Annotated in this window: 22 protein-coding genes; 8 read left to right on the top strand and 14 right to left on the bottom strand. The window is 44.1% G+C overall.

The genetic code is table 11. The annotated features are described in order from the left end of the window. Nucleotides 1-127 precede the first annotated feature (127 nt). On the bottom strand, nucleotides 128-3,355 hold the full coding sequence (locus tag KHS38_RS03650) for an amidohydrolase family protein (RefSeq protein ID WP_213487155.1): 3,228 nt from the start codon (nucleotides 3,353-3,355) through the stop codon (nucleotides 128-130). Between the two features lie 230 nt (nucleotides 3,356-3,585). Between KHS38_RS03650 and KHS38_RS03645 the strand changes: the two genes are divergently transcribed. Further along, nucleotides 3,586-6,120: a zinc-dependent metalloprotease gene (locus KHS38_RS03645; RefSeq protein ID WP_213487154.1), complete on the top strand. Its 2,535-nt coding sequence runs from the start codon at nucleotides 3,586-3,588 to the stop codon at nucleotides 6,118-6,120. A 142-nt stretch (nucleotides 6,121-6,262) separates the two neighbouring features. On the opposite strand, the gene KHS38_RS03640 is transcribed toward KHS38_RS03645, so the two are convergent. The 5 genes from KHS38_RS03640 to KHS38_RS03620 all read right to left on the bottom strand — a co-directional run bounded on the left by KHS38_RS03640 (nucleotide 6,263) and on the right by KHS38_RS03620 (nucleotide 10,930). Further along, on the bottom strand, nucleotides 6,263-7,177 hold the full coding sequence (locus KHS38_RS03640) for a DUF72 domain-containing protein (protein ID WP_213487153.1): 915 nt from the start codon (nucleotides 7,175-7,177) through the stop codon (nucleotides 6,263-6,265). A gap of 5 nt (nucleotides 7,178-7,182) precedes the next feature. After that, nucleotides 7,183-7,767 (bottom strand): GNAT family N-acetyltransferase, encoded by a 585-nt coding sequence (locus KHS38_RS03635; protein ID WP_213487152.1) that lies wholly within the window; start codon nucleotides 7,765-7,767, stop codon nucleotides 7,183-7,185. A 5-nt stretch (nucleotides 7,768-7,772) separates the two neighbouring features. Further along, entirely contained in the window at nucleotides 7,773-8,840 is a 1,068-nt protein-coding gene (locus KHS38_RS03630) for a M20 family metallo-hydrolase (RefSeq protein WP_213487151.1), read from the bottom strand. 85 nt (nucleotides 8,841-8,925) lie between these two features. Continuing rightward, nucleotides 8,926-10,050, bottom strand: a complete 1,125-nt coding sequence (locus tag KHS38_RS03625) for a GAF domain-containing protein (protein WP_213487150.1) — start codon at nucleotides 10,048-10,050, stop codon at nucleotides 8,926-8,928. Nucleotides 10,051-10,240: 190 nt separating this feature from the next. Then, a complete protein-coding gene (locus KHS38_RS03620) occupies nucleotides 10,241-10,930 on the bottom strand; it encodes a DUF2490 domain-containing protein (protein WP_213487149.1) in 690 nt (229 codons plus the stop codon). A gap of 98 nt (nucleotides 10,931-11,028) precedes the next feature. Between KHS38_RS03620 and KHS38_RS03615 the strand changes: the two genes are divergently transcribed. The 5 genes from KHS38_RS03615 (at nucleotide 11,029) to KHS38_RS03595 (ending at nucleotide 15,837) form a co-directional block, all read left to right on the top strand. Next, nucleotides 11,029-11,889 carry an NAD(P)-dependent oxidoreductase gene (locus KHS38_RS03615; protein ID WP_213487148.1) on the top strand — a complete coding sequence of 287 codons (861 nt, stop codon included), beginning with the start codon at nucleotides 11,029-11,031 and terminating at the stop codon, nucleotides 11,887-11,889. A gap of 52 nt (nucleotides 11,890-11,941) precedes the next feature. Further along, nucleotides 11,942-12,850 (top strand): class A beta-lactamase, subclass A2, encoded by a 909-nt coding sequence (bla, locus tag KHS38_RS03610; RefSeq protein ID WP_213487147.1) that lies wholly within the window; start codon nucleotides 11,942-11,944, stop codon nucleotides 12,848-12,850. 211 nt (nucleotides 12,851-13,061) lie between these two features. Continuing rightward, on the top strand, nucleotides 13,062-13,880 hold the full coding sequence (locus tag KHS38_RS03605) for a glycosyltransferase family 2 protein (RefSeq protein ID WP_213487146.1): 819 nt from the start codon (nucleotides 13,062-13,064) through the stop codon (nucleotides 13,878-13,880). A 183-nt stretch (nucleotides 13,881-14,063) separates the two neighbouring features. Next, nucleotides 14,064-15,011: a glycosyltransferase family protein gene (locus KHS38_RS03600; protein WP_213487145.1), complete on the top strand. Its 948-nt coding sequence runs from the start codon at nucleotides 14,064-14,066 to the stop codon at nucleotides 15,009-15,011. Between the two features lie 4 nt (nucleotides 15,012-15,015). After that, the gene (locus KHS38_RS03595; protein ID WP_213487143.1) at nucleotides 15,016-15,837 is read left to right on the top strand and encodes a DUF5672 family protein; all 822 of its coding nucleotides are present in this window, start codon (nucleotides 15,016-15,018) and stop codon (nucleotides 15,835-15,837) included. Between the two features lie 105 nt (nucleotides 15,838-15,942). Here the strand turns inward: KHS38_RS03595 and KHS38_RS03590 are convergent, their stop codons facing one another. From KHS38_RS03590 to KHS38_RS03565, 6 genes are all read right to left on the bottom strand, one after another. After that, nucleotides 15,943-16,863 (bottom strand): glycosyltransferase family 2 protein, encoded by a 921-nt coding sequence (locus tag KHS38_RS03590; protein WP_213487141.1) that lies wholly within the window; start codon nucleotides 16,861-16,863, stop codon nucleotides 15,943-15,945. A 262-nt stretch (nucleotides 16,864-17,125) separates the two neighbouring features. After that, nucleotides 17,126-18,391 (bottom strand): alkaline phosphatase family protein, encoded by a 1,266-nt coding sequence (locus KHS38_RS03585; protein ID WP_213487139.1) that lies wholly within the window; start codon nucleotides 18,389-18,391, stop codon nucleotides 17,126-17,128. 146 nt (nucleotides 18,392-18,537) lie between these two features. Further along, nucleotides 18,538-19,275 (bottom strand): 3-oxoacyl-ACP reductase family protein, encoded by a 738-nt coding sequence (locus tag KHS38_RS03580; protein WP_213487131.1) that lies wholly within the window; start codon nucleotides 19,273-19,275, stop codon nucleotides 18,538-18,540. An 82-nt stretch (nucleotides 19,276-19,357) separates the two neighbouring features. Continuing rightward, complete coding sequence (locus tag KHS38_RS03575) at nucleotides 19,358-20,149, bottom strand: aldo/keto reductase (RefSeq protein WP_213487130.1); 792 nt, start codon at nucleotides 20,147-20,149, stop codon at nucleotides 19,358-19,360. A 101-nt stretch (nucleotides 20,150-20,250) separates the two neighbouring features. After that, a complete protein-coding gene (locus KHS38_RS03570; RefSeq protein ID WP_213487128.1) occupies nucleotides 20,251-20,487 on the bottom strand; it encodes a hypothetical protein in 237 nt (78 codons plus the stop codon). Between the two features lie 213 nt (nucleotides 20,488-20,700). Continuing rightward, nucleotides 20,701-21,342: an ankyrin repeat domain-containing protein gene (locus KHS38_RS03565; protein ID WP_213487126.1), complete on the bottom strand. Its 642-nt coding sequence runs from the start codon at nucleotides 21,340-21,342 to the stop codon at nucleotides 20,701-20,703. 92 nt (nucleotides 21,343-21,434) lie between these two features. On the opposite strand from KHS38_RS03565, the gene KHS38_RS03560 reads away from it, so the two are divergent. Further along, nucleotides 21,435-24,152 carry an FtsK/SpoIIIE family DNA translocase gene (locus KHS38_RS03560; RefSeq protein WP_213487124.1) on the top strand — a complete coding sequence of 906 codons (2,718 nt, stop codon included), beginning with the start codon at nucleotides 21,435-21,437 and terminating at the stop codon, nucleotides 24,150-24,152. Between the two features lie 70 nt (nucleotides 24,153-24,222). Further along, nucleotides 24,223-24,897: an outer membrane lipoprotein periplasmic chaperone LolA1 gene (gene lolA1, locus KHS38_RS03555; RefSeq protein ID WP_213487123.1), complete on the top strand. Its 675-nt coding sequence runs from the start codon at nucleotides 24,223-24,225 to the stop codon at nucleotides 24,895-24,897. A gap of 74 nt (nucleotides 24,898-24,971) precedes the next feature. On the opposite strand, the gene KHS38_RS03550 is transcribed toward lolA1, so the two are convergent. Beyond that, nucleotides 24,972-25,733, bottom strand: coding sequence for an MBL fold metallo-hydrolase (locus KHS38_RS03550; RefSeq protein ID WP_213487120.1), 762 nt, complete (start codon nucleotides 25,731-25,733; stop codon nucleotides 24,972-24,974). Continuing rightward, nucleotides 25,730-26,002, bottom strand: a complete 273-nt coding sequence (locus KHS38_RS03545) for a hypothetical protein (RefSeq protein WP_213487119.1) — start codon at nucleotides 26,000-26,002, stop codon at nucleotides 25,730-25,732. The genes KHS38_RS03550 and KHS38_RS03545 overlap by 4 nt, the downstream gene beginning before the upstream one ends. Nucleotides 26,003-26,058 lie beyond the last annotated feature (56 nt).

The following is a 26,058-nucleotide window of genomic DNA, read 5'->3' as shown; positions in this document are numbered from 1 at the left end:
TGCCTCTGTAAAATGATACGATAGATGCAATTCATGCTATCGTTATAATGCATCAATAAAAATCCCGATAGCTATTAAGCTACCGGGATGATGCAGTATTTCGAATTCTATCTTAAGGATGATCTAATTAATTTCCCTCTTCCACATTAAACAGATAGGTTTCCGTATTGCCAACTGGTACGTTGAACAAGTCGCCCCGGTTAAGCTGCCACCAGAAACGCATACGCGGCTTCTCGGTATTACCGGTTTCGGTCATGGAGTCGGAGTTGTACAGTCGGCCGTTAACCATCACATATTTGATGCTCTCGCTATTGCGGATATCATCCAGCGGGTTTTGATTAAGAACTACCAGGTCGGCCAGCTTACCGGTTTCCAGCGAGCCTATTTCTTTGTCCATGCCCAGATAAGCAGCACCGTTGATGGTGGCACAGCGCAGTGCCTGTATAGGCGACATGCCGCCTTGTGCCAGCATCCACAATTCCCAATGTGCACCCAGGCCCTGTAGCTGGCCGTGTGCACCCAAATTTACTTTGGTACCGCCATCGGCTATCTGTTTTACGGCTTTGGATACCTCAATGTGGCCGTAGTCGCCGTATTCGGATGTAGTGCGGCGGCGGGCGCGTGCATCAATAACGGATGGAGGGGTAAAAGTAAGCAAGTGCTCATTCTTCCAAACCTCGCTGCGGTCGTACCAGTAGTTCTCGCCAAACTGGGTACCATAGCTTACAATGAGGGTAGGCGTGTAGGCGGTTTTGCTGGCGTTCCACAAAGCTTTAACATCTTTATAAACAGGATAAACCGGTATGTTATGTTCAATGCCGGTATGCCCATCTACAATCATATTCATGTTGTTGAAGTAAGTAGAGCCACCTTCCGGCACCACTTCCATCTGCAAATCGCGCGCCGCTTCAATAATCTGCTGGCGTTGTTCACGGCGGGGCTGGTTATAGCTCTTAACCGAAAAAGCGCCTACTGCCTTTAACCGGCGCAGGTGCGATTTGGCATCTTCAAAATTGTTGATCACCGCTTTAAAATCGCCATCGGCACCGTACAGAATGGTACCGGTTGAGTAAACCCGCGGACCAACCATGCGGCCGGCTTTCAGCATTTCCGATTGGCTGAATACCATCTCTGTATTGCTCGACGGATCGTGGGCGGTAGTAACACCGAATGCCAGGTTGGCAAAATAACTCCAATCCTGCTGCGGCGAAATACCATCGGGACTGGTGCGCAGGTGCGAATGCACGTCTACAATGCCCGGTATAATGGTTTTGCCTGCTATATTATAAACTTTGGCATCGGCCGGTGGCTGCACATCTTTACCTATAGCCACAATCATATTGCGGTCAATCACAATGGTGCCTTTTTCAATCACCTCGTCGCCCTTCATGGTGATGATGCGGGCGTTGGTAAACGCGATTTTCCCGTTAGGCACGTCGGTTTTCAGGCGCAGGCCAATATCGGTGCCGATGGTATCTGCCGGCGGCACTTTTTCATCATTGCTTTCAATGAATGAGAAGGCGTTGCGTATATCGCGCACAAAATACTTAGGGCCCAGCGTCCACATCAGTTTCTGGCTGTCTTTGCTCCAGTGCAGGTAAGTACCGGCGTCGCGGGTTAAGCGGGTTAGCGGCAGGGCTTTGTTGCCGGCCGATAATTCCTGCGGGCTACCCGTCCAGGTTAGGGGAGTAATATAGCAGTTGTAAAGCTCGGTAAAAGCCAGCCATTTACCATCCGGGCTTGGTGTAAATTGCGTGGTGTAAGTTGAGGTGTATAAGGTTTTGCCGTTAGCGCCGGTGAGGTCAATTACTTTCAATGCCTTTTTACCGTCCTGCGAACTTTGATAATATATCTTAGAATCATCTGCCGAAAACTGCGGACGAACACCATTATCAATAATTAACTGTGGTGTGCCACCGCTTACTGGCAATGTGTAAATGCCGGGGTTTTTACCGAAAGCATAGCCCAGCACATCGTTGCCTTCGCCTTTACGGAATACGATTTTATCGCCCCGGTTCGAGAATACGGGCGAGTAGTAAAAGCCATGATCGGTGGTGAGGTGCGTTACGTGGCGGGTAGCCAGGTCAATCAGATTGATCGAACCTTTCAGCTCATCGCTCCATGTGGTGTAAACCAGTGAGCGGCCATCGGGGCTAAAGGCCGGTTCAAACTCAAAATCTGGCGTACTAGTGATACGTTCGGGTTTGCCGGATGGCAGATCCTTAATATAAATGTACCCGGCTGCATTAAAAGCAACGCGCTTACCATCGGGCGATGTGGTGAGCTGGCGTATCATTTTGGCCGCAAACTCGTCCTGGTAAACTTTTTGCGGAAAGTGCACAGCCTCAGCAATGGTTTGCTGCGTAGTTGCCTCGAACGGAATGTTCACGGCGTTGAGAGTATTGATGTCCAGATTCCAGATCTTACCCTTGGCGTAAAATATCAGGTGCTGGTTATCGGGTGTCCAGTCAAAGTTAGGGTATACGCCAAATATGGCCCAAGTTTCCTGCTGGTCATGCGAAAGGTCCTCGTACACGGGCCATTCTTCGCCGGTTTGCAAATTATGGATGTACAGAACCGACTTCAGTCTCACCCGTTTCACAAAGGCCATATAACGGCCATCGGGTGATATTTGCGGGCGACAGGCTCCGCCACTGCCGCCTGTTACCGTTTCTATCTTGCCGGTTTGCCGGTCTAATCTTTTAATGGCGTAAATGCCTTTGTAAGGGTCTTTGTTATATTCAAATACCGGGCCGGGCGTAATATCCTCGCTCCAGTAAACATACTTTCCGTCGGGCGATACGACGGGTTCGCCGGCATCCTGTTGGTCGTTTTTACGTTTGGTGAGTTGTACGCCTTCGCCACCGTTTTTATGGTACATCCACATTTCGCCGGCACCTAACGAGCGGCTGGCCGTAAAATGCTTGCGAGCCACAATATATTGGCCGTCGGGTGTCCAGGCAGGGTTATTAAGCAGTCTGAAATTCTCTTTAGTAACCGGATGGCGGCTGGCGCCATCGGCGCCCATCACCCAAATATTGTCGCCACCGTCACGATCGCTGGTGTAGGCAATGCTCCGGCCATCCGGACTATAGCGGGGCTGCACTTCCCACGAGCGGCCGCCCGACAGGAGCGTGGCCTTGCCGCCGGTGACGGGCATGGTATAAATATCGCCCAGCAAATCGAAGGCAATGCTTTTGCCATCAGGGCTTACATCCAGGTTCATCCAGGTGCCTTCATCGGTGGTAATAGTGACTTTTTTGCTGGGTGTGGGCGCATTTTCAACATTCCACTTTTGTGCATAAGCGCCTGAGGATAAGCAGAGCGCAATTAGGCAGGGGTAAAAAGCTTTCATGAAAAATCTTATGTAATAGCAGAAGTTCTAATTAGCTGGCAAGTTTAACGTTTTATCAACTTTATAGTAAATGAAACAGTTAATTATTGCATCGCAAATCTATCGATTTCGGAGTTGACGGGATAGGATTTAGATGATTGTTTTTTATCATTTGTAACAAATAAGCGATATGTATTGAAATTTATTGTATTGCTGTACATTTAGTTTAACAATTCCTCAACATCATTATAATGAATAGATTTTTACTCACTATGACCATGACGGCCATAGCGGCAAGTACTTTTGGGCAAGCTAAGCCGGATAGTGCTGCCCGCCGTACAGCCATGCCGGGCGGTTTTGCCGGCACAAATACGGCACAACGTACCCAGCCTAAAGCTTACAAAACCGTAATTACTGAAAAGGCATTAAGCCGTAACGGTTTATTTAAAACCCACAAGGTTGACGATAAATATTATTTCGAAATTGGCGATAGCCTGCTTAATCGCGAAATTTTGGTGGTAAGCCGTATTTCCCGAGCAGGTGCCGAAGTTCGTGCTGCTGATGGTTACGCCGGCGACCAGATAGGCAGCACGGTAATCAGTTTTGAAAAAGGTCCGAGCAACCGCATTTTTATGCGCAAGATATCCTACCGTGCTTACAGCCCGGATAGTACAAAATCCATGTACCAGGCGGTAAAGCGATCCAATATTCAGGCCATTGCGGCGGCGTTTAACGTAGCTGCTTACTCTCCGGACAGTAAAGGAAGCGTAATTGATGTGACTGATTACATCAATGGCGATAATGATATCTTCTTCTTCAGCTCGCCGATGCAGAAACAGCGTATACGGTTAGGTAGTTTACTGGCCGACAGGAGCTATATTGATAATATCCGCAGCTATAAAACCAATGTGGAGATTAGTACGGTTAAAACTTACAGCCTTACAGCGCCTGCAGCAGGCAGGGGCGGTGCGCCTGCACCTGCCGGGGGTGGTAGCCAGCCAAGCGGTTCGGTAACGGTGGAGTTGAATACATCGCTGGTGATATTGCCGAAAGTGCCCATGAAAGGCCGCTACTTTGATCCACGTGTGGGGTATTTTACCAGTAACTATACCGACTTTGACCTGAACCCGCAGGGTGTAAAGGATGTGCAACTGATTGCCCGCTGGCGACTGGAGCCTAAAGCCGAGGACATGGCCCGCTACAAACGCGGCGAACTGGTTGAGCCTAAAAAGCAGATTGTATATTACATAGATCCGGCTACGCCTAAAAAGTGGGTACCTTACCTTATTGCCGGTGTAAACGACTGGCAAAAGGCGTTTGAAAAAGCGGGTTTTAAAAATGCCATCGTAGCTAAGATGGCACCTACAGGTAAGCAGGATTCTACCTGGAGTTTGGAAGATGCCAGTCATTCTGTAATTGTTTACAAACCATCCGAAACTGAAAATGCAAGCGGCCCGCACATTTCAGATCCGCGCAGCGGCGAGATTTTGGAAACGCATATCAACTGGTATCATAATGTGATGAAACTGGTGCACGATTGGTACATGATCCAAACCGCAGCAGTCGATCCGCGTGCCCGCAAAATGACGTTCGATGATAAGTTGATGGGCGACCTGATCCGCTTTGTATCCTCGCACGAAGTGGGGCATACCTTAGGTTTACGTCATAATTATGGCTCTAGCTCAAGTGTTCCGGTTGAAAAGCTGCGCGATAAAGCCTGGGTAGAGGCCAACGGTCACACCCCGTCTATTATGGACTATGCCCGCTTTAACTATGTTGCCCAGCCCGAAGATAATATCACCGCCAAAGGCTTATATCCGCGCATTGGCGATTATGATAAATGGGCTATTGAGTGGGGCTACAAATATTTAGGTAACAAGGGACCGGATGCCGAGAAAGAGGAGCTGAATAAGATGGCTATCGAATCCTCAAAAAACAGGCGCCTGTGGTTTGGTACCGAAACTAACCCCGACGATCCGCATTCGCAAAATGAGGATTTGAGTGATAATGCTATGGTAGCCAGTACTTACGGTATCAAAAACCTGCAACGTATACTGGTTAAATTACCCGATTGGACACAGGAGCCTACCGAAGGTTATGATAACCTGGAGAATATGTACAACCAGCTTACTACGCAATTTGGCCGTTATATGGGGCATGTAGCTAAAAATATCGGTGGTATTTACGAAAACCCAAAAAGCGTGGAACAGGCCGGTGTGGTATATGAATATACGCCTGCAGCTACCCAGCGCGAGGCAATGGCGTTTTTGGATAAACAGTTGTTTACCACACCAACGTGGCTGTTTAACCGCCAGGTGTTGAGTAATATAGGTGCCAATCCATTACAAGTGGTTTATATCCGTCAGGAAGCGGTTCTAAATCGTATCATCACCCCGCGCACCTTTAACAAACTGGTTGCTTTTGAGGCAGCCGAAGGGAGCAAAGCTTACAAGATAACCGATTTGATGGCTGATATGCAGAACATCATTTTCCGTGAGGTGAAAAGCAATCAGGCTATTGATGTATACCGTCGCAATCTGCAAAAGCTGTATGTTGATAAACTGATTGATATGGTTAAACCACAGCCAGCCGGTGCACAACAAGCGGCATTCTCATTTGGCCGCCCAGCCGAGCTGGAGCAAACTGATGCCAAATCGGTAGCTAAAGCGCAGTTGCGTTCTATCAACAATCTCATCAAGTCAGCAAATATTTCTGATTCGATGAGCACATACCACTTACAAGATTTATCAGATCGTATTATGGAAGCATTAAATCCAAAAAGCTAATTAGGATATATTTTAATTGGAGCCACCTTGCGAATGCAGGGTGGCTTTTTTGTTCGAGGTGTTGCCCAAGTTACGGTTATATAGGAGTAAAACAGGTAACAATCAAAAAAAGACTCTTGGAAATCGCTGTATTAAATTGATTTTAAAATAGTGTTCCGTTAACCGGCAATAATTTGGGGCGTGCAACCTGCAAACCAAGCTCTTGGTTCAGTCGCTGAATTAAATAGTCACACAGTACAGGGGCCGTGCGCTCGTCAGATTGGTGCATGCCTACATAAAGGGATTGCAGCCCGAGATCCGCCCATTGTTTGATGCGCTCCACCCAGGCATCTATCCTCAAATAATCGGTAGGGTGCAGGGCATTGCCCACAAACCTGATGTAGGCATGAGGGGTAGGCAGATACATGTGCACCACATCGCGCCTGCCTGCCGTGTCGGTAATAATAGCGCCAATGTGTAGGTTATGCATCAATTCAAAAACGTCTTCGCGTATAGCTGGCTGTGCAAACCAGTCTTTATGACGAAGTTCGGTAAATACCGGTATATCGTGCGGTAAGCTTTGCAGATAAGCTTTCAGCTCCGTAAAGCTATTGGGCGAAAAGTTTTCATTCAACTGCAAAAACATGGGGCCTAATTTTTCTTCAAAGGCCAGCATGCTTTCGTAAAATGCAGTGGTTATTTCATCAGCTCCCTTAAGGCGGCGCACATGACTGATGATCTGATTAAATTTGGGGCTGAATTTAAAATCAGGGTTACCGGCGGCTTTATCTCTCCATTTGCATATAGCATCAGGTTCCCACATGCGGTAGTGGGTGGCATTAAGTTCAATAAAGTTGAAGTGCTTTACATATTCGGCTAAAAAATCGGCATCCTTAATTTTAGCCGGAAACAGGTTCCCTTTCCATACTTTTTGCCCCCAACTGGAGCAACCCACATGCACTTTCAGCTCCCCCTGGAGTTTAGCCGCTCTCAGAGTTGCCGTCGTCAGTTCCGGATCTGGTGGAAGCGTAAAATCCGTAGTAGCCAGATTGGATATGGGTACTTTGCCAAATTCCATAAATGCTATATCAGGTAATCGGCAAAGTATTTATTTTTTACTTGCGGCCACTCGCTTTGCAGTATGCTATAGTAAACGGTATTACGGATGTAGCCATTGTGCGTAATCATGTGCTGGCGTAAGGTGCCTTCTTCAATAGCGCCTATACCAGCAATGGCTTTCCGTGAGCGCAGGTTGCGTTCATCAGCTTTCAGTTCAATACGGTTCAGGTTCAAGGTCTCGAATCCGTATTGTAAAATCAAATATTTCATTGCCCGGTTCAGGCCGGTTCCACGGTAATGGGCACCCAGCCAGGTAGCGCCAATTTCGCCACGGCGGTTTTTCCAATCAATGGCAAAAAGGCGTGTGCAACCCGCTACACGGTCGCTTGCTGCATCCGTTACCAGCCAAATTGCGCAGGTACCGGCTTCGCGGGCTATGATAGCTTCTTTCATATAATTTGTAAGCTCTTGGGGTTGCGATAAATCTTGCAGGCCGTAAGTCCATAGTTCTTTTTCGGCAGCTATGGGCTGCAACAGGCTTTCATCCTCATACCGTAACGGAGTCAGGATAACCTTAGCATTGCTCAGTATAATTTGCAGCTTATCCATATCGCTTACAGGCAAATGCTTTCCAGCATTTTAATATATAGCTCAATTCCTTCCCGTATTTCATTCACATAAATAAACTCGTCGGCGGTGTGGGAACGGGCCGAATCGCCAGGGCCAATCTTTAAAGACGGAATATCCAACAGCGATTGATCTGAAGTGGTGGGAGAGCCGTAGGTAGTTCTGCCTAACGTAATACCTGCCTGTACAATGGGGTGGTTTTTATCGATGGATGATGGTTTAAGTCTTATGGAGCGTGGCTTTACCTCGCAGCTTACATGCTGACGTATTATTTCCAAAACCTCTTCGTTACGGTAAGCATCGGTTACCCGCACATCAACCGTGAAGGTACAGCTGGCCGGCACTACGTTATGCTGCGAACCGGCATTGATAATGGTAACCGACATTTTGATTGGCCCAAACACTTCCGACTCCTTAGGGAAACGGTAGGTTCTAAACCATTCAATATCCTGCAAAGCTTTGTATATGGCATTTTCGCCTTCCTCGCGCGCGGCGTGGCCTGCCTTGCCGTGGGCGGTACAATCCAATACCATCAGGCCGCGTTCGGCAATGGCCAGCTGCATCAGGGTAGGTTCGCCTACAATGCCAAATTCCAGTTTGCCAAGTTCGGGTATAATCAGTTCCAGGCCATTAACGCCCGATATTTCTTCTTCGGCTGTTGTAGCCAGGCAAAAGTTATATTTCAGGTTGGGCTGATCGTAAAAATGCAGAAAGGTCGCAATTAGCGATACCAGGCAGCCGCCTGCATCATTACTGCCTAAACCATACAGGCGCCCGTCTTCAATTTTGGCATCAAACGGATCGCGGGTATAGCCGGAATTTGGCTTTACCGTATCATGGTGCGAGTTGAGCAGGATTGTAGGCTTGCCGGCATCAAAATATTGATTACGAGCCCAGATGTTATTTAGTTTGCGTTGAGTGGTAATGCCGCGGCTTTGCAGAAAATGTTCAATCACATCCCCTGTTTTATCTTCTTCTTTGCTAAAGGAGGGGATAGTTATCAATTGCTGCAGCAGTTGCAGCACATCATTATATAAGGTTTTTGTATCAGCCATATAAATTTATGCAGCGGGCCACGCCCGACAGATATTATGGGCAAAGTTACATGAATTTTTGTACAGTATGGCGGCCGGGATAATACTACCAGTCCATATCTATGTCATCCTGATTATAATAATTTTCTTTCAGCACGTCCTGTACCCGGGGTTGGGTTTCGGTCATGGTAACAATCTGACGAATGCTGCTGTCCAGATCGCTAACGGTTTTCTCCATCATCACTAACAGTTCCTCATTATCGCCGTAGCCCTGCATTTTTATCAGATTCATGAGGCCGAGAATGGTGGCAACCGGCTTGCGCAACTCATGCGATTGCATGTAGGCAATTTTACGCAAAGCTTCGTTCTGTTCTAATATCCGTTGTTCGCTTATTTTGCGGTGGGTAATATCGCTTGCATTAAAAGATACACCGATGATTTTTCCCTCTTCATCGTAAGCCGGGTTATATGATATTCTGGTCCATATGGGGGGGCCATCTTTGAACTGCAGTATACGGTCGTGCTGAATCGATTTACCAGCGAGTGCATTCTGAAAGTGGGAGATAAAATCATCCAGGTAATTGGGCGGGATACATTCCATCACATTTATGCCTGGCTCAACCCGTATATGCATCAGTTGATAAATGGTTTCGAAAAAAGCTTTGTTGTAAGTGATCACATCCATATGCCTGCCTATAAGCAGGTGATTGGATTTAGAGCTTTCAAAAAAGGAACGAAGCTTGTTTTCAGAGTTTTTGGCGTCGATGAACTGTTCCTTTAAAATATGCAAACTGGTATCAAATTCAACCATATTTACGGCCTGTTGGGCCAGTATCCGCAACATCCCTTTACGGCGGGGAGATAGTGTTTTGGATTCGCCGTCAAGCACGTATAAAGCACCCAACTGGTCATTGTCGTGAGTAATGAGCGGAATGCCTGCGTAAAATCTGATGCCGGCTGGCCCTGTAACCAGTACATCATAAGCTGTGCGCTGGTCGCGCAGAGTGTCGGGTATAACCGTTACCTGGCCGGGAGGAAGCTGAATATAAGAAAAAATATTACGGCTGGTAACCTGCTCGGCTACAATGCCTGCCTTGTATTTGGCGATGAGTTTTCCTTGATCTAAAATTACAAGCACAGCAGCGGCAGCCTGGCAGGTTTCGGCTGCCAGCGTTACTATATTTTGCAGTTCATTTTCTCTGCTAATATTCAAGTCCAAGAACCTTTGCATCGACCGCGGCATACTATTGAATAAGGCAGAGTACAGGCTAAAAATCTACTATCAAGCACAATTGGAAACAATTGCACGTGATAAAAGTATAACTACAGCCCGACAATATCAAAATCTGTCCGAAATTGTTACGCTTGAAATTAAAAAGACTTTGAATATTCTTTTAAGATAAAAAATAATTAATTGATTTTTAAAATTGGGTGGTAATCATCAACTGTACAACGTTTCGTCGGAATGCATTATCGGTTTCCCGCTGGTACCAATACAGGTAGCCCAGCTCGGTATCGATCTTCTTGCTCCACCTGTAACCAACAGATACCATGCTGCGGTTCTGATCAAAAAAGTAGCCGTTAACCCGTTCTTTGTGTTGTATGTTAACGAACAGTTCATTTTGTATTCCCGCGTACCAACCGCGGGTAAAGGCAGTATCGGTAAAAAGTGGTATCTGGGCGCTTACAAAAGCCCTGGCGCGTTGTGAAAATTTTACCACTTCTTCTTTAACCCAGCGCTGCTCCAACCGGGCTCGGGCGTTAAGTTCAGTTTTGCCGATTGAGAATTTATACAGGTATTGTTCAAAAATCCGGTTCTCGAGGGTGTAAGCGGTGCCGGTACCTTCGTGATCCCAATCGCCTTTATAGGCGTAGCCTAAAGCAACCGAATGGTTATTTGTTAACTGGTAACTGAGGCCGCTACGTAGAAGGAGAGTGGTTAAGTAAGCGTAACGGTTGGCAGAACGTAGCTGAACATCGGCCAGTACGTTTACTTTGCTATTAACCTTTTGCTGGTGTGTAATAAACAGCCAGCCCATATTTTGCGTAAGCTGCGCATGGCCAAGTAAGGCGTTAAACAGAAATAGCAGAACGAGCAGCAGCTTTTTCAATGTATATTGGTTAGTTATCCATTCACTGAACTTATAAAGCTTCTTTTTGTTTAATTATACGACTGCCTATATTGGCGGCTTCAATTTAAAAGATAGTTATGAGTAAACTAAAAATAGGCTGGGCAGGTTTGGGCAATATGGGTACGCCCATGGTTAAAAACTTATTGAAAGCGGGTTTCCCGGTAGCGGTTTATAACCGCACCCGCAGTAAGGAGCAGGAGGTGCTTGATGCTGGCGCAACATCGGCCAAGGACTTGGCACAATTAAGTTTGGAAAGCGATGTAATACTGGTAATGGTATCGGATGATGCTGCGGCAAAGGAAATATTCACAGGTGCTGATGCGTTGTTAGCTGGCGATGTGCAAGGTAAACTGTTCATCAACGTGAGCACCGTATCGCCCGATACATCCCGTTACCTGCATGAGCAGTGCCGCAACAAGGGCGCTGAATTTATGGAAGCTCCGGTATCAGGTAGTGTTAAGCCCGCTCAGGATGGTACATTGATTATTTTGGCCGCGGGCACCGAACAAAATTATCAAAAAGCGAAACCTTTGTTTGATGCATTAGGTAAGCTCACTTTGTTAGTTGGTCCGGTTGGGGCAGGCGCCGCCGCCAAGCTGGCTATCAATTATTTTTTAGGCTTAAACCTGCAAGGCCTTGCCGAAACCGTATTATTTGCCCAAGCCAATGGCGTTAAAACTGAAGACATGCTTACCATCATTAATGAAGGTGCTTGTGGCAGTGGTATTACCAAACTTAAGTCTCCGGCAATACGCAACAATGAGTTTCCGGCTGCATTTGCCCTGAAGCATTTAAGCAAGGATTTGCGCCTGGCAAAAGAGCAAGGGTTGAATACCCCGCTTAGTACGCCGCTTTATGACAGCTTTAAGCAAGCACAAGATGCCGGTTTGGGAGATGAAGATGTAATGGCGATTTACAAGCATTTAGCCAACTTCTAAATAAATCGAGCAACAGCACTCAAGAGAAGCTGTACTTTCCCTAATATTGGGCATGAAAAACAGCTTCTCTTTTATCCGGATTTTCGCCTGTGGTTTGCTTACTATCGTGCTGTGTACTACAAAGGCTACTGCACAAAAAGATACGCTTCGGGCGGCAATCAGACAAGCTATTGACCATAGCAATGGTAAAGTAGGCGTTGCCTTTTCGATACTCGAAGATAACGATACGTTATCAGTTAATAACAACCGGCGTTATGTTATGCATAGCGTATTTAAGTTTCCCGTAGCCATGGCTGTGCTGCACTGGGTAGATGCAGGTCACTTAAAACTGGATCAGAAAACTCATATCACCAAGGCCGATCTGCCAGAAACCTACAGCCCCCTGCGCGATAAATATCCCAACGGTAATGTGGATGTCTCCATTGCTGATCTGTTGAGCTACATGGTGAGCCAGAGTGATAATGACGCTTGCGACATTCTGTTGAAAGTTGTTGGCGGCACACCGGCAGTTGAGGCTTACCTGCGTGAGCTTGGTGTGAAGCAGATGTATATTAAGGCTTCCGAGCGGCAAATGGCTTCGGCCTGGCCTGTGCAATACCGCAATTGGTGTAAGCCTGCAGAGATGGTTAAGCTACTGAACATTTTGTACACGGGCAAGGCATTAAGCAAAACGAGCAATAATTACCTATGGAAGCTGATGCTGGAAACCAGTACCGGACCCAACCGTATAAAGGGTCTTTTACCTGCCGGAACGCAGGTTGCACACAAAACCGGTACCGGACCAGTAAATGAAAAGGGAATGGCCTCTGCAACTAATGATGCCGGTATTGTTTTACTGCCAAACGGCAAGCACCTGGCTATAGCCATTTTTGTGAACGACTCTTATGATGATAGGGCTACACGCGAAAAGCTGATTGCCCAAATAAGCAAAGCTATATATGACTATGCGATCAAAAATTGATTAGAGTCGCAAAAGTTAAGATAAAAAAGGAAGTTGCATGTACTCCCTCTCATTTGATTTGGTAATCACATTTAAACAAATTAATTTAATTACAAAAAGCATTACTTTAACTCAATGTCTAATGTAAACGCCTGTTTACATTGCTTGGGAATATCTAAATCTTATTTTTGCATTACTAACGTCTTGTACGTTTTGGTTTATACAAAGCACTATGCTGCAAAAACATTTAAGGAATTTACGCAAAACTATATTCGGGTATCGCTATGACCTATGTATATGCTGTATCATCAAAGATGAAAATGATTATTTGAGTGAATGGATGAATTATCATTTAAAGATTGGTGTGAAGCACTTTTTTATTTATGATAATGAAAGTTCGATTGACATTGCAGACACTTTGAAAAAATTGCATTTGCAGCAATATGCTACAGTTATTCCTATTAGTGGTAAATCAATGCAGATGAAAGCATACCAGCATTTTTTGAAAAACTTCAAAATGTTATCCCAGTGGGCCGCTTTTATCGATACCGACGAATTTATTGTGCCTAAATCTACAAAGGGAGATTTGCCGTTGTTTTTGAAAGATTATGAACGCTACGGTGGCTTAGGAATTAACTGGCTTATTTTTGGGTCGAGCGGTTTGATAAATAAAACAAATCAATCTCAGTTGTCCAGTTTTACACTACGGTCAGATGTTACCTTTTCTACAAACAGGCACATCAAAAGTATTGTGCAAACAAAGCATGTAAGGTGGATAGACAACCCTCATTATGTTATTTACAAAAAAGGCTATTTTTGCGTTAATGAAAATTTGCAGAGAGTAGACGGGCCATTTTCTGACACGAGTGTAGAAAAAATTCAAATCAACCACTACTATTGCAGGTCATTAGAAGAGTATCAGGAAAAGATTAAAAGAGGCCGTTCTGATGATGGAGATATTAAGCGCAGACTCGAGGACTTCAAAAGACACGATGAACCATCAAACTGCATAAAGGATACTGCAATTTGTGAAATTTACGACTGCAGATAAAAATAATTTTACGAAGAGCTTATAAAATAAGACTACTCTATACATAGGCATTTCATTTCCTACAGTTAAGATTAAATACACCTTTAAATTTAGCTATAGCGCATTAGGTATCCATTAGTAATACAAATAATATTCAATTTGCATCACTGAAAGTAACAACCGATTACTTCAATAACAATAAATATGTTTAAAAAGCGAAGTCTGCTAAGTAAGCTGTGGCTTAAATACAGTGATAGGCCGAAGTATAAATTATACAAATGGGAGCTTGGCAATTATAAGGTAACGGAATACACCAACTTCCTTTTAGGAGCTGAGAGGCTTACCAGTATTAATGCGATTAAAGCATTAACAGATACTACGAAACAACTGAATGTAACACATAGCGGAAATGCAGGTGATATTATATATGCACTGCCTACTCTTAAAAAGATTCATGAAATTACAGGCGCAGCCATCAACTTGTATTTTATTTTAGGCAAGCCATTAAAGCTTCTTGATAATTATACTCACCCTCTTGGCAATGTAATGCTCAACAAGAACATGTCCGATATGTTGATCCCTTTAATTGAGCAGCAAGCATACATACAACATTGTGGGGTTTACACCGATCAGAAAGTACATATTGATTTAGACTATTTCAGAGCGGGCTTAATTCAATTAGATAAGGGCAATATTGCCCGCTGGTGCGGTTATATTACTGGGGTTAATCCAACATTGTGGCAAAGCTGGCTTACTGTAACACCTTTAACTGACTTTAAAGATACGATTGTTGTTGCCAGAAGCAGCCGGTATAGAAATAAGCTTATTGACTACAGCTTTTTGAAGAAGTACCCAACGGTAAAATTCATTGGAGTAAAAGATGAGTTTGAAGATATGAAACGCATCCTGCCTGATCTGGAATGGATACAGGTAGAAAACTTTCTTGAACTGGCAAAAGTTATTGCCGGGTGCAAACTCTTCATCGGGAATCAGTCTTTTCCATATTCTGTAGCAGAGGCCTTAAAGGTACCGCGTATTCTGGAAGTTTGTTTTGAAGTAATCAATGTCGTACCGGAAGGCGAAAACGCATATGACTTTTTGTTTCAAGATCACTTTGAATATTTAGTTAACTACCTCTACGAATTATCTTAGTGCAATGAGTATCATTAAGTCAAAAAGAAAAGTAGGTATTGTGATTCCTATATATAAGGAGTCCCTTTCCGCTTATGATACGATTGCTCTAAAACAGTGTGAGCTTATCCTTGCATCTTATCCTAAAATTATCATAAAACCGGAGAAAACCAACCTCCCACCGGTTTCGGATATTATTAATATCAATAATGTTGTATGTTTTGCTAATCATTACTTTGAGAGTATTGATGGCTACAATAAACTGATGTTATCGGCTGAATTTTATCAACAATTTGAGGGATTTGAGTACATCTTAATTTATCAGCTAGACGCATTTGTGTTCAGAGATGAGTTGTCACATTGGTGTAATCAGAACTATGATTACATTGGTGCACCATGGATAAGACCTGTTGCGGATAAAGGTGCTTTTAAAGTAATTAAATCCCGTTTAAGGCGCTTTTTACACACGCGTTATGATATGAAAAAGGATGGCCTCCCCAGCCCCAGACAATTCGAATATAAAGTAGGTAATGGCGGCTTTTCGCTACGGAGAGTAGATAAGTTCTTGGAAATCATCCGTACTTCTCAAGATAAAATTAACTATTACCTATCAAAGCCCGGCTTACATGAGTTCAACGAGGATGTATTTTGGAGCATTGAGGTAAATCGTAAAAAGAAAGTGATGAACATTCCTTCATACCAGGTAGGACTAAAGTTTGCCTTTGAACTTAGTCTGGAAAGGGCGTTGATGATTAATCAGTTCCAACTACCATTTGGTTGCCATGCCTGGGATAAATATGTTGATTTCTGGCGGCCTGTATTTGAAAAGTATAATTACAGCATTTGAAAGAATATACCATTTCAAATAACGATGCCGGCTAACCCTGTAAAATTTTAACAGCCAAATGGCTGCGTTAATTTGTAGATGCATATGGCCGTATTGGATAATTTGCTAAAACTCTCTTTTGTAAAAGCTTGCCTTTCTTAAATAGTTAATCTTACTCAGGCCTTTCTTTCGGCGGTGTATGAAATAAGTATACTGTGCTTTTAAAATAAGCAGGTACATTAATGTGAATGAATTTAGCCAGGTTTTGTGTTCAAGTAGGTTAATGATACGGCCTATATACTTTTTATAACGGCCATTGAAAGTATGGCATTTATATAGCCAGGATAAGTTGATTTCATTATATGGCGGGTTCTTTATCGCTAAAGATTCCTCTTTAACATTTTGTATGTCGGTAACTGAGTTTTGATGCTGCCTGTACTTTACTAATGGTAAATTCAAATACTTTATAGTTCCGCAATTGGCCGCCACGAAAGCTATCCACCAGTCATGATAAAAATGTTTCTCTAACGGAGCATATTCATTTAATACAGGCACTAACTTGCGGTTAAACATACATGCATGTCCGGATACGCAATTAAAAAAGATGAAGGCCAAAGGATTACTCCCCTGATACATATTAAACCATTCAGATGCTTTAACTAAATTCTTTTCGTCTTCACTTATTAGTTGTGAATCATGATAGATCAAAGTATGATCTTCAATGTTTTCAACCATTAGCTTTATCTTTTCATGATCCCAAATATCATCCTGGTCACAAAGAGCAATGTATTCACCCGTACAAAGATTAATTGCTTTTTCAAAGTTCCTAACCAGACCTAAATTACCTTCATTCTGATGTAGCTTGATACGTGTGTCTCTGTTTGCGTAACCCTGAAGAAAATTCAGTGTATCATCAGATGATTTGTCATCTACTACGATGATCTCTAAATTAGTATAGCTCTGATGAATTAAAGAATCCAGTTGTTTTTGTAAATACTTTATTCCATTGTAGGTGCATAATGCTATTGAAACTTTAGGGTCATTCATTTATTAAGAAATATCAAGGATTTGGTAAAAGTTAAATTTTGAAACGTTTAAATAACGTTAGCTATGGTCTATACGTATATGCTGACTGATTTGCGACAAAATAATGCGAGCAAATCAAAATTATCTAAGAAAGTATTGCAGCTTGCAGATTTTCTTTAGGTTATCAAAACCGTTAATATATAGAGTTGGCCCTGAAATAAAGCAAAACAGTATTATATCACCACTTGATTAGAGCAATTAGCATAGTTAGGCCAACCTGCAATTATTTCTTCAACACCTTTTTAGCAAGTGATTCATCACCATCAACCGGCTCGGTAATTGGTAAGCCCAGCAATTGCGCTACCATGGGATAGATGTTGACATTAGTGAACGGCTTTATGGTTTCGTGCTGCCCAAAGGCCGGCCCCCAGGCATAAAAGATGGCTTGCATATCCTTAACCTTTTTTGGGTCATAACCATGCACACCGGGGTTTGGTTTACGTTTCGGCATGGCAAATACCTGCGGCCAGTGTGGCACAAGCAAAATATCGCCTATACGGTTAAAGCGGTCGTTAGCAGCGTCATAATGCCAGCGGCCGGGCGTTTTGCTGCGTAGGTACACATCATACCCTTTTGCTTCTTTTTTCAACGCCGTATAGGTGCGCTGGATTTGAGTGGCGTCTTTAGCATATAGTTCCACCAAAATGTCCTCGAACGAAGTGATAAATTTTGAGGTGTCTGTTGCGATGGCAGGTAAGGCAAGCGGGCGCTCGGTGTCAATCTGCGTCATGCCGTGGTCAGATACCAGCACAAAGTTTACCGGCAGACCGGTAGTTTTTACCGCTTTGTTCAGCTCATTAACGGCCGAATCAATGAACAGTACCTGTTTGCGTGTTTCTGGAGCGTTTGGGCCATAAGTGTGACCCGCATGGTCAACCTCCGGAAAATAGAAGGTGATCAGGTGCGGGCGGATTTCGGGCGGCAAGTTGAGCCAGTTCACAACGGTTTGTATCCGGTCGTGTATGCTGATCTTTTCGTTGTATTTATAGTAATAGGTTGGATAGGTATTCTTGATATCCGCTTCTGATCCTACCCAGTAAAAGCTGGCTGTCAGCATTTGTTGTTGTTCGGCCAGTACCCATAGCGGCGTACCGCCATACCATTTACCTTCGGTGGTAGTTTTGCCTTTGTAACTGTAAGTACTTTTATAATTGCGATCATAAAAGCGGTTGCTTACCAGGCCGTGATGCGCCGGGTATAGCCCGGTAACCATGGTGTAATGGTTGGGGAAAGTAATGGATGGGTAGGAGGGAATCATGCCTTTGGCCGATACGCCTTCCTGTGCCAGATTAAGCAGGTTTTGCGCATGATATTTTTTGGCATAATCATACCGGAAACCATCTACCGAAATCATGATTACGTAAGGCTTTTTCTGCTGCTCGGCGCTGTTTTGCCGATTTTTTACAACCTGCTGTTCCGTATTTTCTGTTTGGCTATAGGTAAAGCATGAATACAATAAGCCTGCTACCAATAGTATATGTTTTTTCATATTAAAACTAATATGGCAAATGTACGCAAACGGTCTGTTGGAAAATTTATGCGGAAAGTAAATTTATGATTACGTCTCAGGTTTGGTAGTGCACTAACAAAAAAGGATGGTCTATAACCATCCTTTTAGATATCATATATCCTTTTTTAACTCATGTGCATACCGCCATTCACGTTGATGGTTTGTCCGCTTACGTAGCCGTTACAAGCCAGCAGCAGGGCTACATCGGCAACCTCTTCCGGCTGGCCAAAACGCTTTACCGGTAATAGCTCGGGCGTTATCTTTTCGTTATCCTTAATCATATCTGTTTCAACCAGTGCAGGGGCTATAGCATTTACCGTAATGCCGTGAGCTGCCAACAAGGAAGCATAAGAGTGCGTTAAGCCCAGCATACCCGCTTTTGATGCCGCATAATGCGGGCCTATCACGCCGCCGGTTTGAGCTGCAACAGATGAGATGTTAATGATACGGCCATACTGCTTTTGTTTCATGGCAGGTATTGCAGCTTTAATGGTTAAAAAAGCGGAGGTAAGGTTAATGTTCAATACCTCTTCCCAGTCATTCGGACTGATATCCTCATGCGGCTTTACCGGAGCAACGCCTGCATTATTCACCAATATATCTATCGAGCCAACCTGCTCTTCAATAGATTTAAACAAGCCATCAACCGCCTGAGCATTTGATACATCAGCCTGCAGGGCAATGGCTTTACCGCCTTTGTTGCTGATCTCTTCTACAATATCTTCCGCATTTTTACGGTTTGTGTTGTAATTTACAATCACAAATGCACCGGCTGCAGCCAGTATGCGGGCTATGCTTTTACCTATACCCCGGCTACCACCAGTAACTAATGCTATCTTTCCTGTAAGTTTGCTCTGATTCATAGTATGCTGCTGATAAATTATCCAGTAAATTTAACATTATTAAGCACTTATGGCTGCCTTATATAATAATATTGTTACAATATCAGCAATATTTTTTGTTGTTTTGGCTCAGTGCCGATATCCGCTCCATATGCTCGGCATCTAATTCAAAGTCGAAAATATTAAGGTTTTCCGACTGATGTTTTTCACTGGATGCTTTAGGGATCACCGATACGCCCGGTTGCTGCAATAGCCAGCGCAGCACCACCTGGCTCACGCTTTTACCGTAATGCGCTGCAACATCTTTCAAAGTGGCATCATCAAGCATATTACCCTGGCCCAGCGGACTGTAAGCCGTCAGGAACATATTGTTGCTGTTCAAGTAATCCAGCATCTCCTGCTGTGAATAATACGGATGATATTCCACCTGGTTGCAAACTATGGGTGCCTGGCTTTGGGCCTGTTGCAGTTGCGGTATGGAAAAGTTGCTTACACCTATCAGGCGCGCATACTGTTTGTGCAGGCACTCGGCTAAAATATCCACAGCCGTGCGGTTGGTTAACTCATCATCTGCAGGCCAGTGTATTAATAAAAGGTCAACATAGTCCAGTTTAAGTTGCCGCAGGCTTTCCTCTACCGCAGGTAAAAACTTGCTCTTGGTAATATTGGTAGGCCATACCTTAGTAGTCAAAAATATTTCTTTACGGTCAAGACCGCTATTGCGCATAGCCTTGCCCACCTCAGCTTCATTATGGTAAAATTCGGCAGTGTCCAGATGTCGGTAACCTAGGCGTAACGCTGTTTCGGTTGACTGTACGCAGGCATCGCCCTTCAGTTGGTAGGTGCCAAAGCCAAGCGCCGGGATGGATGTGTTATTTTGGTTGATGTATAACATGAAAAAGCTATTTCTGTAATAAATTCAAAGCAAACAGCCGCTTGCTGAGTAGCGGCTGTCTGTATATCAATCAGGGTTTAAAAATGAATTAACGGGAACTGTTATTGCTCATCATATTCTACACGCACTTGTACATGATGATCGTCAGATACCTTGGCGTACTGGTTGTAATTACGGGTAAACTCCGGGTCGGTATCCAGGTAAATATCGGTAATGTTCAGCGTTTCAGGTTTGCCGTTACTGCCTACATTATAACTAACGGAGCTTTCTGTTTCGAGTCGGCTTTTAATTTCCTGGTACTGTTTGCCCGTAAGCATTACCATTTTTTCTGATTTCATAGTATTCGGATTTAAAGGTTAAACACCTTAGCAGGTGATTTGATTGGTTAGTATGCAGCAAAGTTATAAAATCACAGGAATGCGATAATGCTTACCTTATATATTGTGTAGACATTTTTAGCTATGAAATATGTTGTAAATAAAAAAAGCTACCGCTGTAACAGCGATAGCCTTTTAAAACTATTAAACTTATAAGCAAAGCTGTAGGTAGGCTTAGCTCAGTATTTCTGCAATTTCTTCATAACCATTATCGCGGGCTAAATCCGCAGCCAACAAGCCATCTTCCATAGCTAAAGTTATATCGGCGCCATGTTCCAATAATGCGATCAGCATATCCGGATCGCCATGTTTTGCGGCGTAGTGTAATGGTGTGATACCGTTATTGTGCTGTACATTAATCTGAACATCATGTTCAAGAAGCATACGCACAATGTCCAAATGATTGGCCGCAACGGCTAAGTGTATAGGCCTTATATCCGAACCATTGTTTAACGGTTGGTTAATGTCAGCACCTTTTAAAACCAGGTAACGTGCTACCTCATAGTGGCCAAAATAGCAAGCCAGAGCCAGCGGGGTGAAACCATCAGCGTTATATTCATGCACACTTTCGGGCGATGAATACAGCAGATAAGCTACCATATCGAACTTACCGGCTGCTGCAGCCTCAAAGATGTCTAATTTATCTATATATTTTAGTAATAGCGAGGTTGCTGCTGGCTTTTTGTAAAAGCATGACAGCATCAGCGGCGAAACTTCGTTTTCTTCATCGCTTTTAGCCAGTGTTGGGTTTTGAGCCAACAAGGCATTCAGGCTATTCAAATCTTCTGTAGTAATGTAGTATTCTAACCGACCCATATTCAGTTGCTTATAGAATTAATAGATTAAAAATCATGCCAAAGCAGATTTTAAGTATTACTTTTATATTTGTAATTTAACTGTTGATAGAGATGCCGCCAAAAGGAAATCAGTTTAAATCAAATTCGTTTAAGGATGAGAACCGGCCACGCCAGAGCAATAGCGTTCCTACGGAGCGTGAGCGTGCGGTAAAGTTTCAGTTGAGGAAACTGCCTTCATTTGATTTAAGAAATGAACGGGCCATTAAAATAATTGGTTTGGTGTTCCTGGTTGTTTCTGTTTTTCTGCTCATCGCATTTACATCCTACCTGTTTACCTGGCAAAACGATCAAAGCTATGTTGGTAAGGCAAACGGCGGCTGGGGTAACTTATTTAAAACCCAGCAGGAACTAATGGATGGCGGCATAACCAATCCTGTGGTAGATAACTGGCTCGGCAAATTGGGTGCATTACTGGCTAATCAGTTTATGTACCAGTGGTTTGGCATTGCATCTTACTTTTTTGTAGTTGTATTTTTCGTAATCGGATACCGCTTATTGTTTAAAGTACGGTTGTTTGCTATAGGTAAGCTGTTAGGATATTCTTTGTTCGGGCTTGTTTTCGGTTCGGTAGCTATTGGTTTTTTCCATGGTTTTATAACCGACTATGCACATTACCTGGAAGGGGAGTTTGGCTTTTGGAGCAGCCGCTTGTTGAATGCCCAGATAGGGCAGGCCGGTACCGGGTGTTTGCTTATTTTTGCCGCTTTAACAGCACTCATTATTGCTTACAATATAGATTTTAAACTGCCGGAGCGCAAAGTTAAACCGGTGACTAAGCCAAGCGTAGTACCCGACGCTGTACATGATGACGACATGGAACTGGAAGGAGAAAATCCTTCGCTGCCGGTTGAGTGGCCCAGAAATGGTAATAGCCGTATGCGCGATAATATGCCGATTTCGCCAGCCGAGCATGCTGTACCAACTGAAAGGCTAAAACAGCATCCGCTTACCAAGCCGGTTGTTGCCGCGGTAGCCGAAACCATTGTGCATGATCCGGTAGTGCCGCATTCTGTATTGCAAAATACGGTTTTGGCAGACACCATGATACATGAGCCTATCGTGTTATCACCCGAGCCTGTTGCTCAGGCCGAAGAAGAAGAGATTGAGGAGGACATTGAAATAATCATCCCCGAGCCGGAACCCGAAGTGGAGATTACGCTAACGGTAGAAGAAAACCGCCCGCTGCCTGAACTGGCTATAGAGCAGGCCCCCGAAGTTTCGGCCAATGACTTGGTTGAAAAGTTTGGTACCTACGATCCGAAGCTTGATCTGGCATCTTATAAATATCCGGGCTTGGAATTGCTGGAAAACTATGGCAGTAATAAAATCAGTGTAGATGCCGGCGAGCTGGAAGCCAACAAGAACAAGATCGTTGAAACGCTGAATCATTACAATATAGAGATTGATAAAATTAAGGCAACCATTGGCCCAACGGTAACACTTTACGAAATAATTCCGGCGCCGGGTGTGCGTATATCAAAAATCAAAAATCTGGAAGATGATATAGCACTGAGCTTAGCCGCTTTGGGTATCCGTATCATTGCGCCTATGCCGGGTAAGGGCACCATCGGTATCGAAGTGCCAAACCAAAATCCTGAAATGGTTTCCATGCGCTCGGTGCTGGCTACCGAAAAGTTTCAGAACACCACAATGGATTTGCCTATTGCACTGGGCAAAACCATATCTAACGAAGTATTTATTGCCGATTTGGCCAAGATGCCGCACTTGCTGGTAGCAGGTGCTACCGGTCAGGGTAAATCGGTTGGTATAAACGCTATCCTGGTATCGCTGCTGTACAAGCGTCACCCGGCTGAATTGAAGTTTGTAATGGTTGACCCTAAAAAAGTAGAGTTAACCCTGTTCCGCAAAATAGAAAGACACTTTTTAGCCAAGCTACCCGATGAGGCAGATGCGATCATTACCGATACCAAAAAAGTAATTAATACGCTCAATTCGCTTTGTATCGAAATGGATCAGCGATATGATTTGCTGAAAGATGCACAGGTGCGTAATTTGAAAGAATACAATGCCAAGTTCATTAACCGTAAGCTGAACCCCGAGAACAACCACCGCTTTTTACCTTTCATTGTACTGGTTGTGGATGAGTTTGCCGATTTGATGATGACGGCCGGTAAAGAAGTGGAAATGCCCATTGCGCGTTTAGCACAGCTGGCCCGTGCGGTAGGTATTCACCTGGTTATTGCTACACAACGTCCGTCGGTAAACATTATTACAGGTACTATTAAGGCTAACTTCCCGGCTCGTTTAGCTTTCCGGGTATTGTCAAAAATCGATTCTCGTACCATCCTGGATGCGGGCGGTGCCGATCAGTTGATTGGTAGGGGCGATATGCTGCTATCAACTGGCAGTGATTTGATCCGCTTGCAGTGTGCCTTTGTGGATACACCGGAGGTAGAAAAGATATCTGAATTTATAGGCAATCAACGTGGCTATCCAAGCGCCATGATGCTGCCCGAATATGTTGGCGAGGGTGAACAGAACAGTCCGAAGGATTTTGATCCGGATGATCGCGACCCAATGTTCGAGGATGCAGCCCGCCTCATCGTATTACACCAGCAAGGTTCAACTTCCCTAATCCAGCGTAAGCTGAAGCTGGGCTACAACCGTGCCGGCCGTATTATCGATCAGCTGGAAGCTGCCGGTATTGTGGGTCCATTCGAGGGTAGCAAGGCCCGCGAGGTGTTATACCCGGATGAATATAGCTTAGAGCGACACCTGGAAGAACTACAGAAAGGTTCGGGCCGTTAAACCTTATAGGTGCCTGCGCGTTCTAACACAGTAAATTTACTGTATAAACGTACAGGCATAAGGCATACATATGAAAAAACTGATTTTTAGCATGCTGCTTTCGGCAGCTACCGTTACCGGTGCATTTGCACAAAAAGATGCTGCTGCCGGTAAAATATTAGCACAAGTAAGCCAGAAATACCGCTCATACGATGCGGTAAAAACTGATTTTACTATCGGAATATCCAACCCGCAGGCAGGGTTGAACGAAACGCAAAGCGGAACGTTGATCACCAAAACCAAGGCTGGTAAATACAAACTTTCCGTTTATGCGCCCGGCAACAAAACCACACCGGCGCAGGAAATTATAAATGATGGTAAAATACAGTGGACTTATGTGCCGAAAGACAAAGAGGTGCAGGTAAGTGATGCCGACAACAGTGCAAGCGGCTTGAACCCGGCTCAGTTGTTTAACTTATACCAAAAAGGTTACAAGTACTTATATACAGGTGATGTTAAAAAGGCTGGCAAAATATACCAGGGCATAGAACTTACGCCAACTGATCCGAAGCAGACCATATTTAAAATAAAGCTGCTGATTGATAAGGCCAAAAGCCAGATTTACAGTGCGGAGCTTTATGATAAAAGCGGTAGCCGTTATAATTACAATATCCGCAGCTTTACGCCAAACGTGCCGGCTGCTGACAATGTATTTACCTTTAACCCCAAAGCGCATCCGGGTGTAGAAGTGGTAGACTTACGATAGGCTAAAGCGTATACATAAACAAGAACGCCTCATTGAGAATATTCAGTGAGGCGTTCTTGTTTATCAAAAATGATTTATAGCTCCAACTTCAGGCCGTCATAAGCCAGCTTAATATTTGGCGGCAATTCCTTACACACATCGGCGTGCTTACCCAAACGGTGACTAATATGCGTTAAGTAAGTAGTTTCGGCGTCAATTTCATGGGCAAAAGCTATGGCCTCACCCAGGGTGAAATGGGATATATGGCTTTCCTTTTGCAGTGCATTTATTACCAATACTTTAGTGCCCTTGATTTTTTCTTTTTCTTTCGGACTAATGGTTTTGGCATCAGTAACGTATGTGAAGTCCTTTATACGGAAACCCAGCACCGGCAGCTTGTAGTGCAGCACCTCGATAGGGGTAAGCTTTACAGGGCCAATGTTGAATGGTTCAAGGCCAATAGTATGCAGGTTAAGTTCGGGGATGCCCGGATATTTGTACTCGGCAAAAATATAGGCAAATTCCCGCTTTAACGATTCCTGCACACGAGGCACGGCATATACATTCATAGCCTCTTGCTGAAAATAATTAAAGGCGCGTATATCGTCCAGCCCGGCGGTATGGTCTTTATGCTCATGGGTAAACACCACAGCATCCAGGTGCTTAACGCCCTCGCGCAGCATCTGATACCTGAAATCAGGACCACTGTCTATAACAATGGTTTTGCCTTCGGCCTCAATCAGTATAGAAGTGCGCAGTCGCTTATCGTGCTTATCTGTGGAGGTACATACCTCACAGCCGCAGGCAATTACAGGTACGCCCTGTGATGTTCCGGTTCCTAAAAATGTTATAATCACAGCTGCAGTTCGGTTTGTTTAATTTGTTGTAAAAGTGACAGCTGTTTATCGTCCAGTTGTTTATAATCAAACTCCAATTGCCTGATCAGCTCTAATACTGCCTGTATCTTGCTTTCCAGGTTCGAGAACTTGTTTACCACAATCATGCGGCTGTTTTGCAGCAGGCAGGCACCGGTTTTAAAGTTGCCTTTTTCGTAACGCACCTTGTACCCCGAGCATTTCAGCAGGTTTTCTAATTTTTCGAGCGAATGGTTGGTAATGGGTAGCATGGATATCAAAAATAGTAAAACCGGGCGTTAATCACACTAAATATTTACACCCGATA

The organism is Mucilaginibacter sp. Bleaf8, from assembly GCF_018390515.1.
Lineage (GTDB): Bacteria > Bacteroidota > Bacteroidia > Sphingobacteriales > Sphingobacteriaceae > Mucilaginibacter.
The sequence above is the reverse complement of the archived record's forward strand: the minus strand, read 5'-3'. Positions and strand labels throughout refer to the sequence as shown.

What these genes read in the sequence shown, in the direction of transcription:
- bla (WP_213487147.1), top strand. Translation starts at nt 11,942, where the DNA reads ATGAAAAACAGCTTCTCTTTTATCCGGATTTTCGCCTGTGGTTTGCTT.
- KHS38_RS03595 (WP_213487143.1), top strand. Translation starts at nt 15,016, where the DNA reads ATGAGTATCATTAAGTCAAAAAGAAAAGTAGGTATTGTGATTCCTATA.
- KHS38_RS03590 (WP_213487141.1), bottom strand. Translation starts at nt 16,863, where the DNA reads ATGAATGACCCTAAAGTTTCAATAGCATTATGCACCTACAATGGAATA.
- KHS38_RS03605 (WP_213487146.1), top strand. Translation starts at nt 13,062, where the DNA reads ATGCTGCAAAAACATTTAAGGAATTTACGCAAAACTATATTCGGGTAT.
- KHS38_RS03650 (WP_213487155.1), bottom strand. Translation starts at nt 3,355, where the DNA reads ATGAAAGCTTTTTACCCCTGCCTAATTGCGCTCTGCTTATCCTCAGGC.
- lolA1 (WP_213487123.1), top strand. Translation starts at nt 24,223, where the DNA reads ATGAAAAAACTGATTTTTAGCATGCTGCTTTCGGCAGCTACCGTTACC.
- KHS38_RS03585 (WP_213487139.1), bottom strand. Translation starts at nt 18,391, where the DNA reads ATGAAAAAACATATACTATTGGTAGCAGGCTTATTGTATTCATGCTTT.
- KHS38_RS03630 (WP_213487151.1), bottom strand. Translation starts at nt 8,840, where the DNA reads ATGGCTGATACAAAAACCTTATATAATGATGTGCTGCAACTGCTGCAG.
- KHS38_RS03580 (WP_213487131.1), bottom strand. Translation starts at nt 19,275, where the DNA reads ATGAATCAGAGCAAACTTACAGGAAAGATAGCATTAGTTACTGGTGGT.
- KHS38_RS03565 (WP_213487126.1), bottom strand. Translation starts at nt 21,342, where the DNA reads ATGGGTCGGTTAGAATACTACATTACTACAGAAGATTTGAATAGCCTG.
- KHS38_RS03600 (WP_213487145.1), top strand. Translation starts at nt 14,064, where the DNA reads ATGTTTAAAAAGCGAAGTCTGCTAAGTAAGCTGTGGCTTAAATACAGT.
- KHS38_RS03645 (WP_213487154.1), top strand. Translation starts at nt 3,586, where the DNA reads ATGAATAGATTTTTACTCACTATGACCATGACGGCCATAGCGGCAAGT.
- KHS38_RS03545 (WP_213487119.1), bottom strand. Translation starts at nt 26,002, where the DNA reads ATGCTACCCATTACCAACCATTCGCTCGAAAAATTAGAAAACCTGCTG.
- KHS38_RS03615 (WP_213487148.1), top strand. Translation starts at nt 11,029, where the DNA reads ATGAGTAAACTAAAAATAGGCTGGGCAGGTTTGGGCAATATGGGTACG.
- KHS38_RS03640 (WP_213487153.1), bottom strand. Translation starts at nt 7,177, where the DNA reads ATGGAATTTGGCAAAGTACCCATATCCAATCTGGCTACTACGGATTTT.
- KHS38_RS03625 (WP_213487150.1), bottom strand. Translation starts at nt 10,050, where the DNA reads ATGCAAAGGTTCTTGGACTTGAATATTAGCAGAGAAAATGAACTGCAA.
- KHS38_RS03575 (WP_213487130.1), bottom strand. Translation starts at nt 20,149, where the DNA reads ATGTTATACATCAACCAAAATAACACATCCATCCCGGCGCTTGGCTTT.
- KHS38_RS03560 (WP_213487124.1), top strand. Translation starts at nt 21,435, where the DNA reads ATGCCGCCAAAAGGAAATCAGTTTAAATCAAATTCGTTTAAGGATGAG.
- KHS38_RS03635 (WP_213487152.1), bottom strand. Translation starts at nt 7,767, where the DNA reads ATGGATAAGCTGCAAATTATACTGAGCAATGCTAAGGTTATCCTGACT.
- KHS38_RS03570 (WP_213487128.1), bottom strand. Translation starts at nt 20,487, where the DNA reads ATGAAATCAGAAAAAATGGTAATGCTTACGGGCAAACAGTACCAGGAA.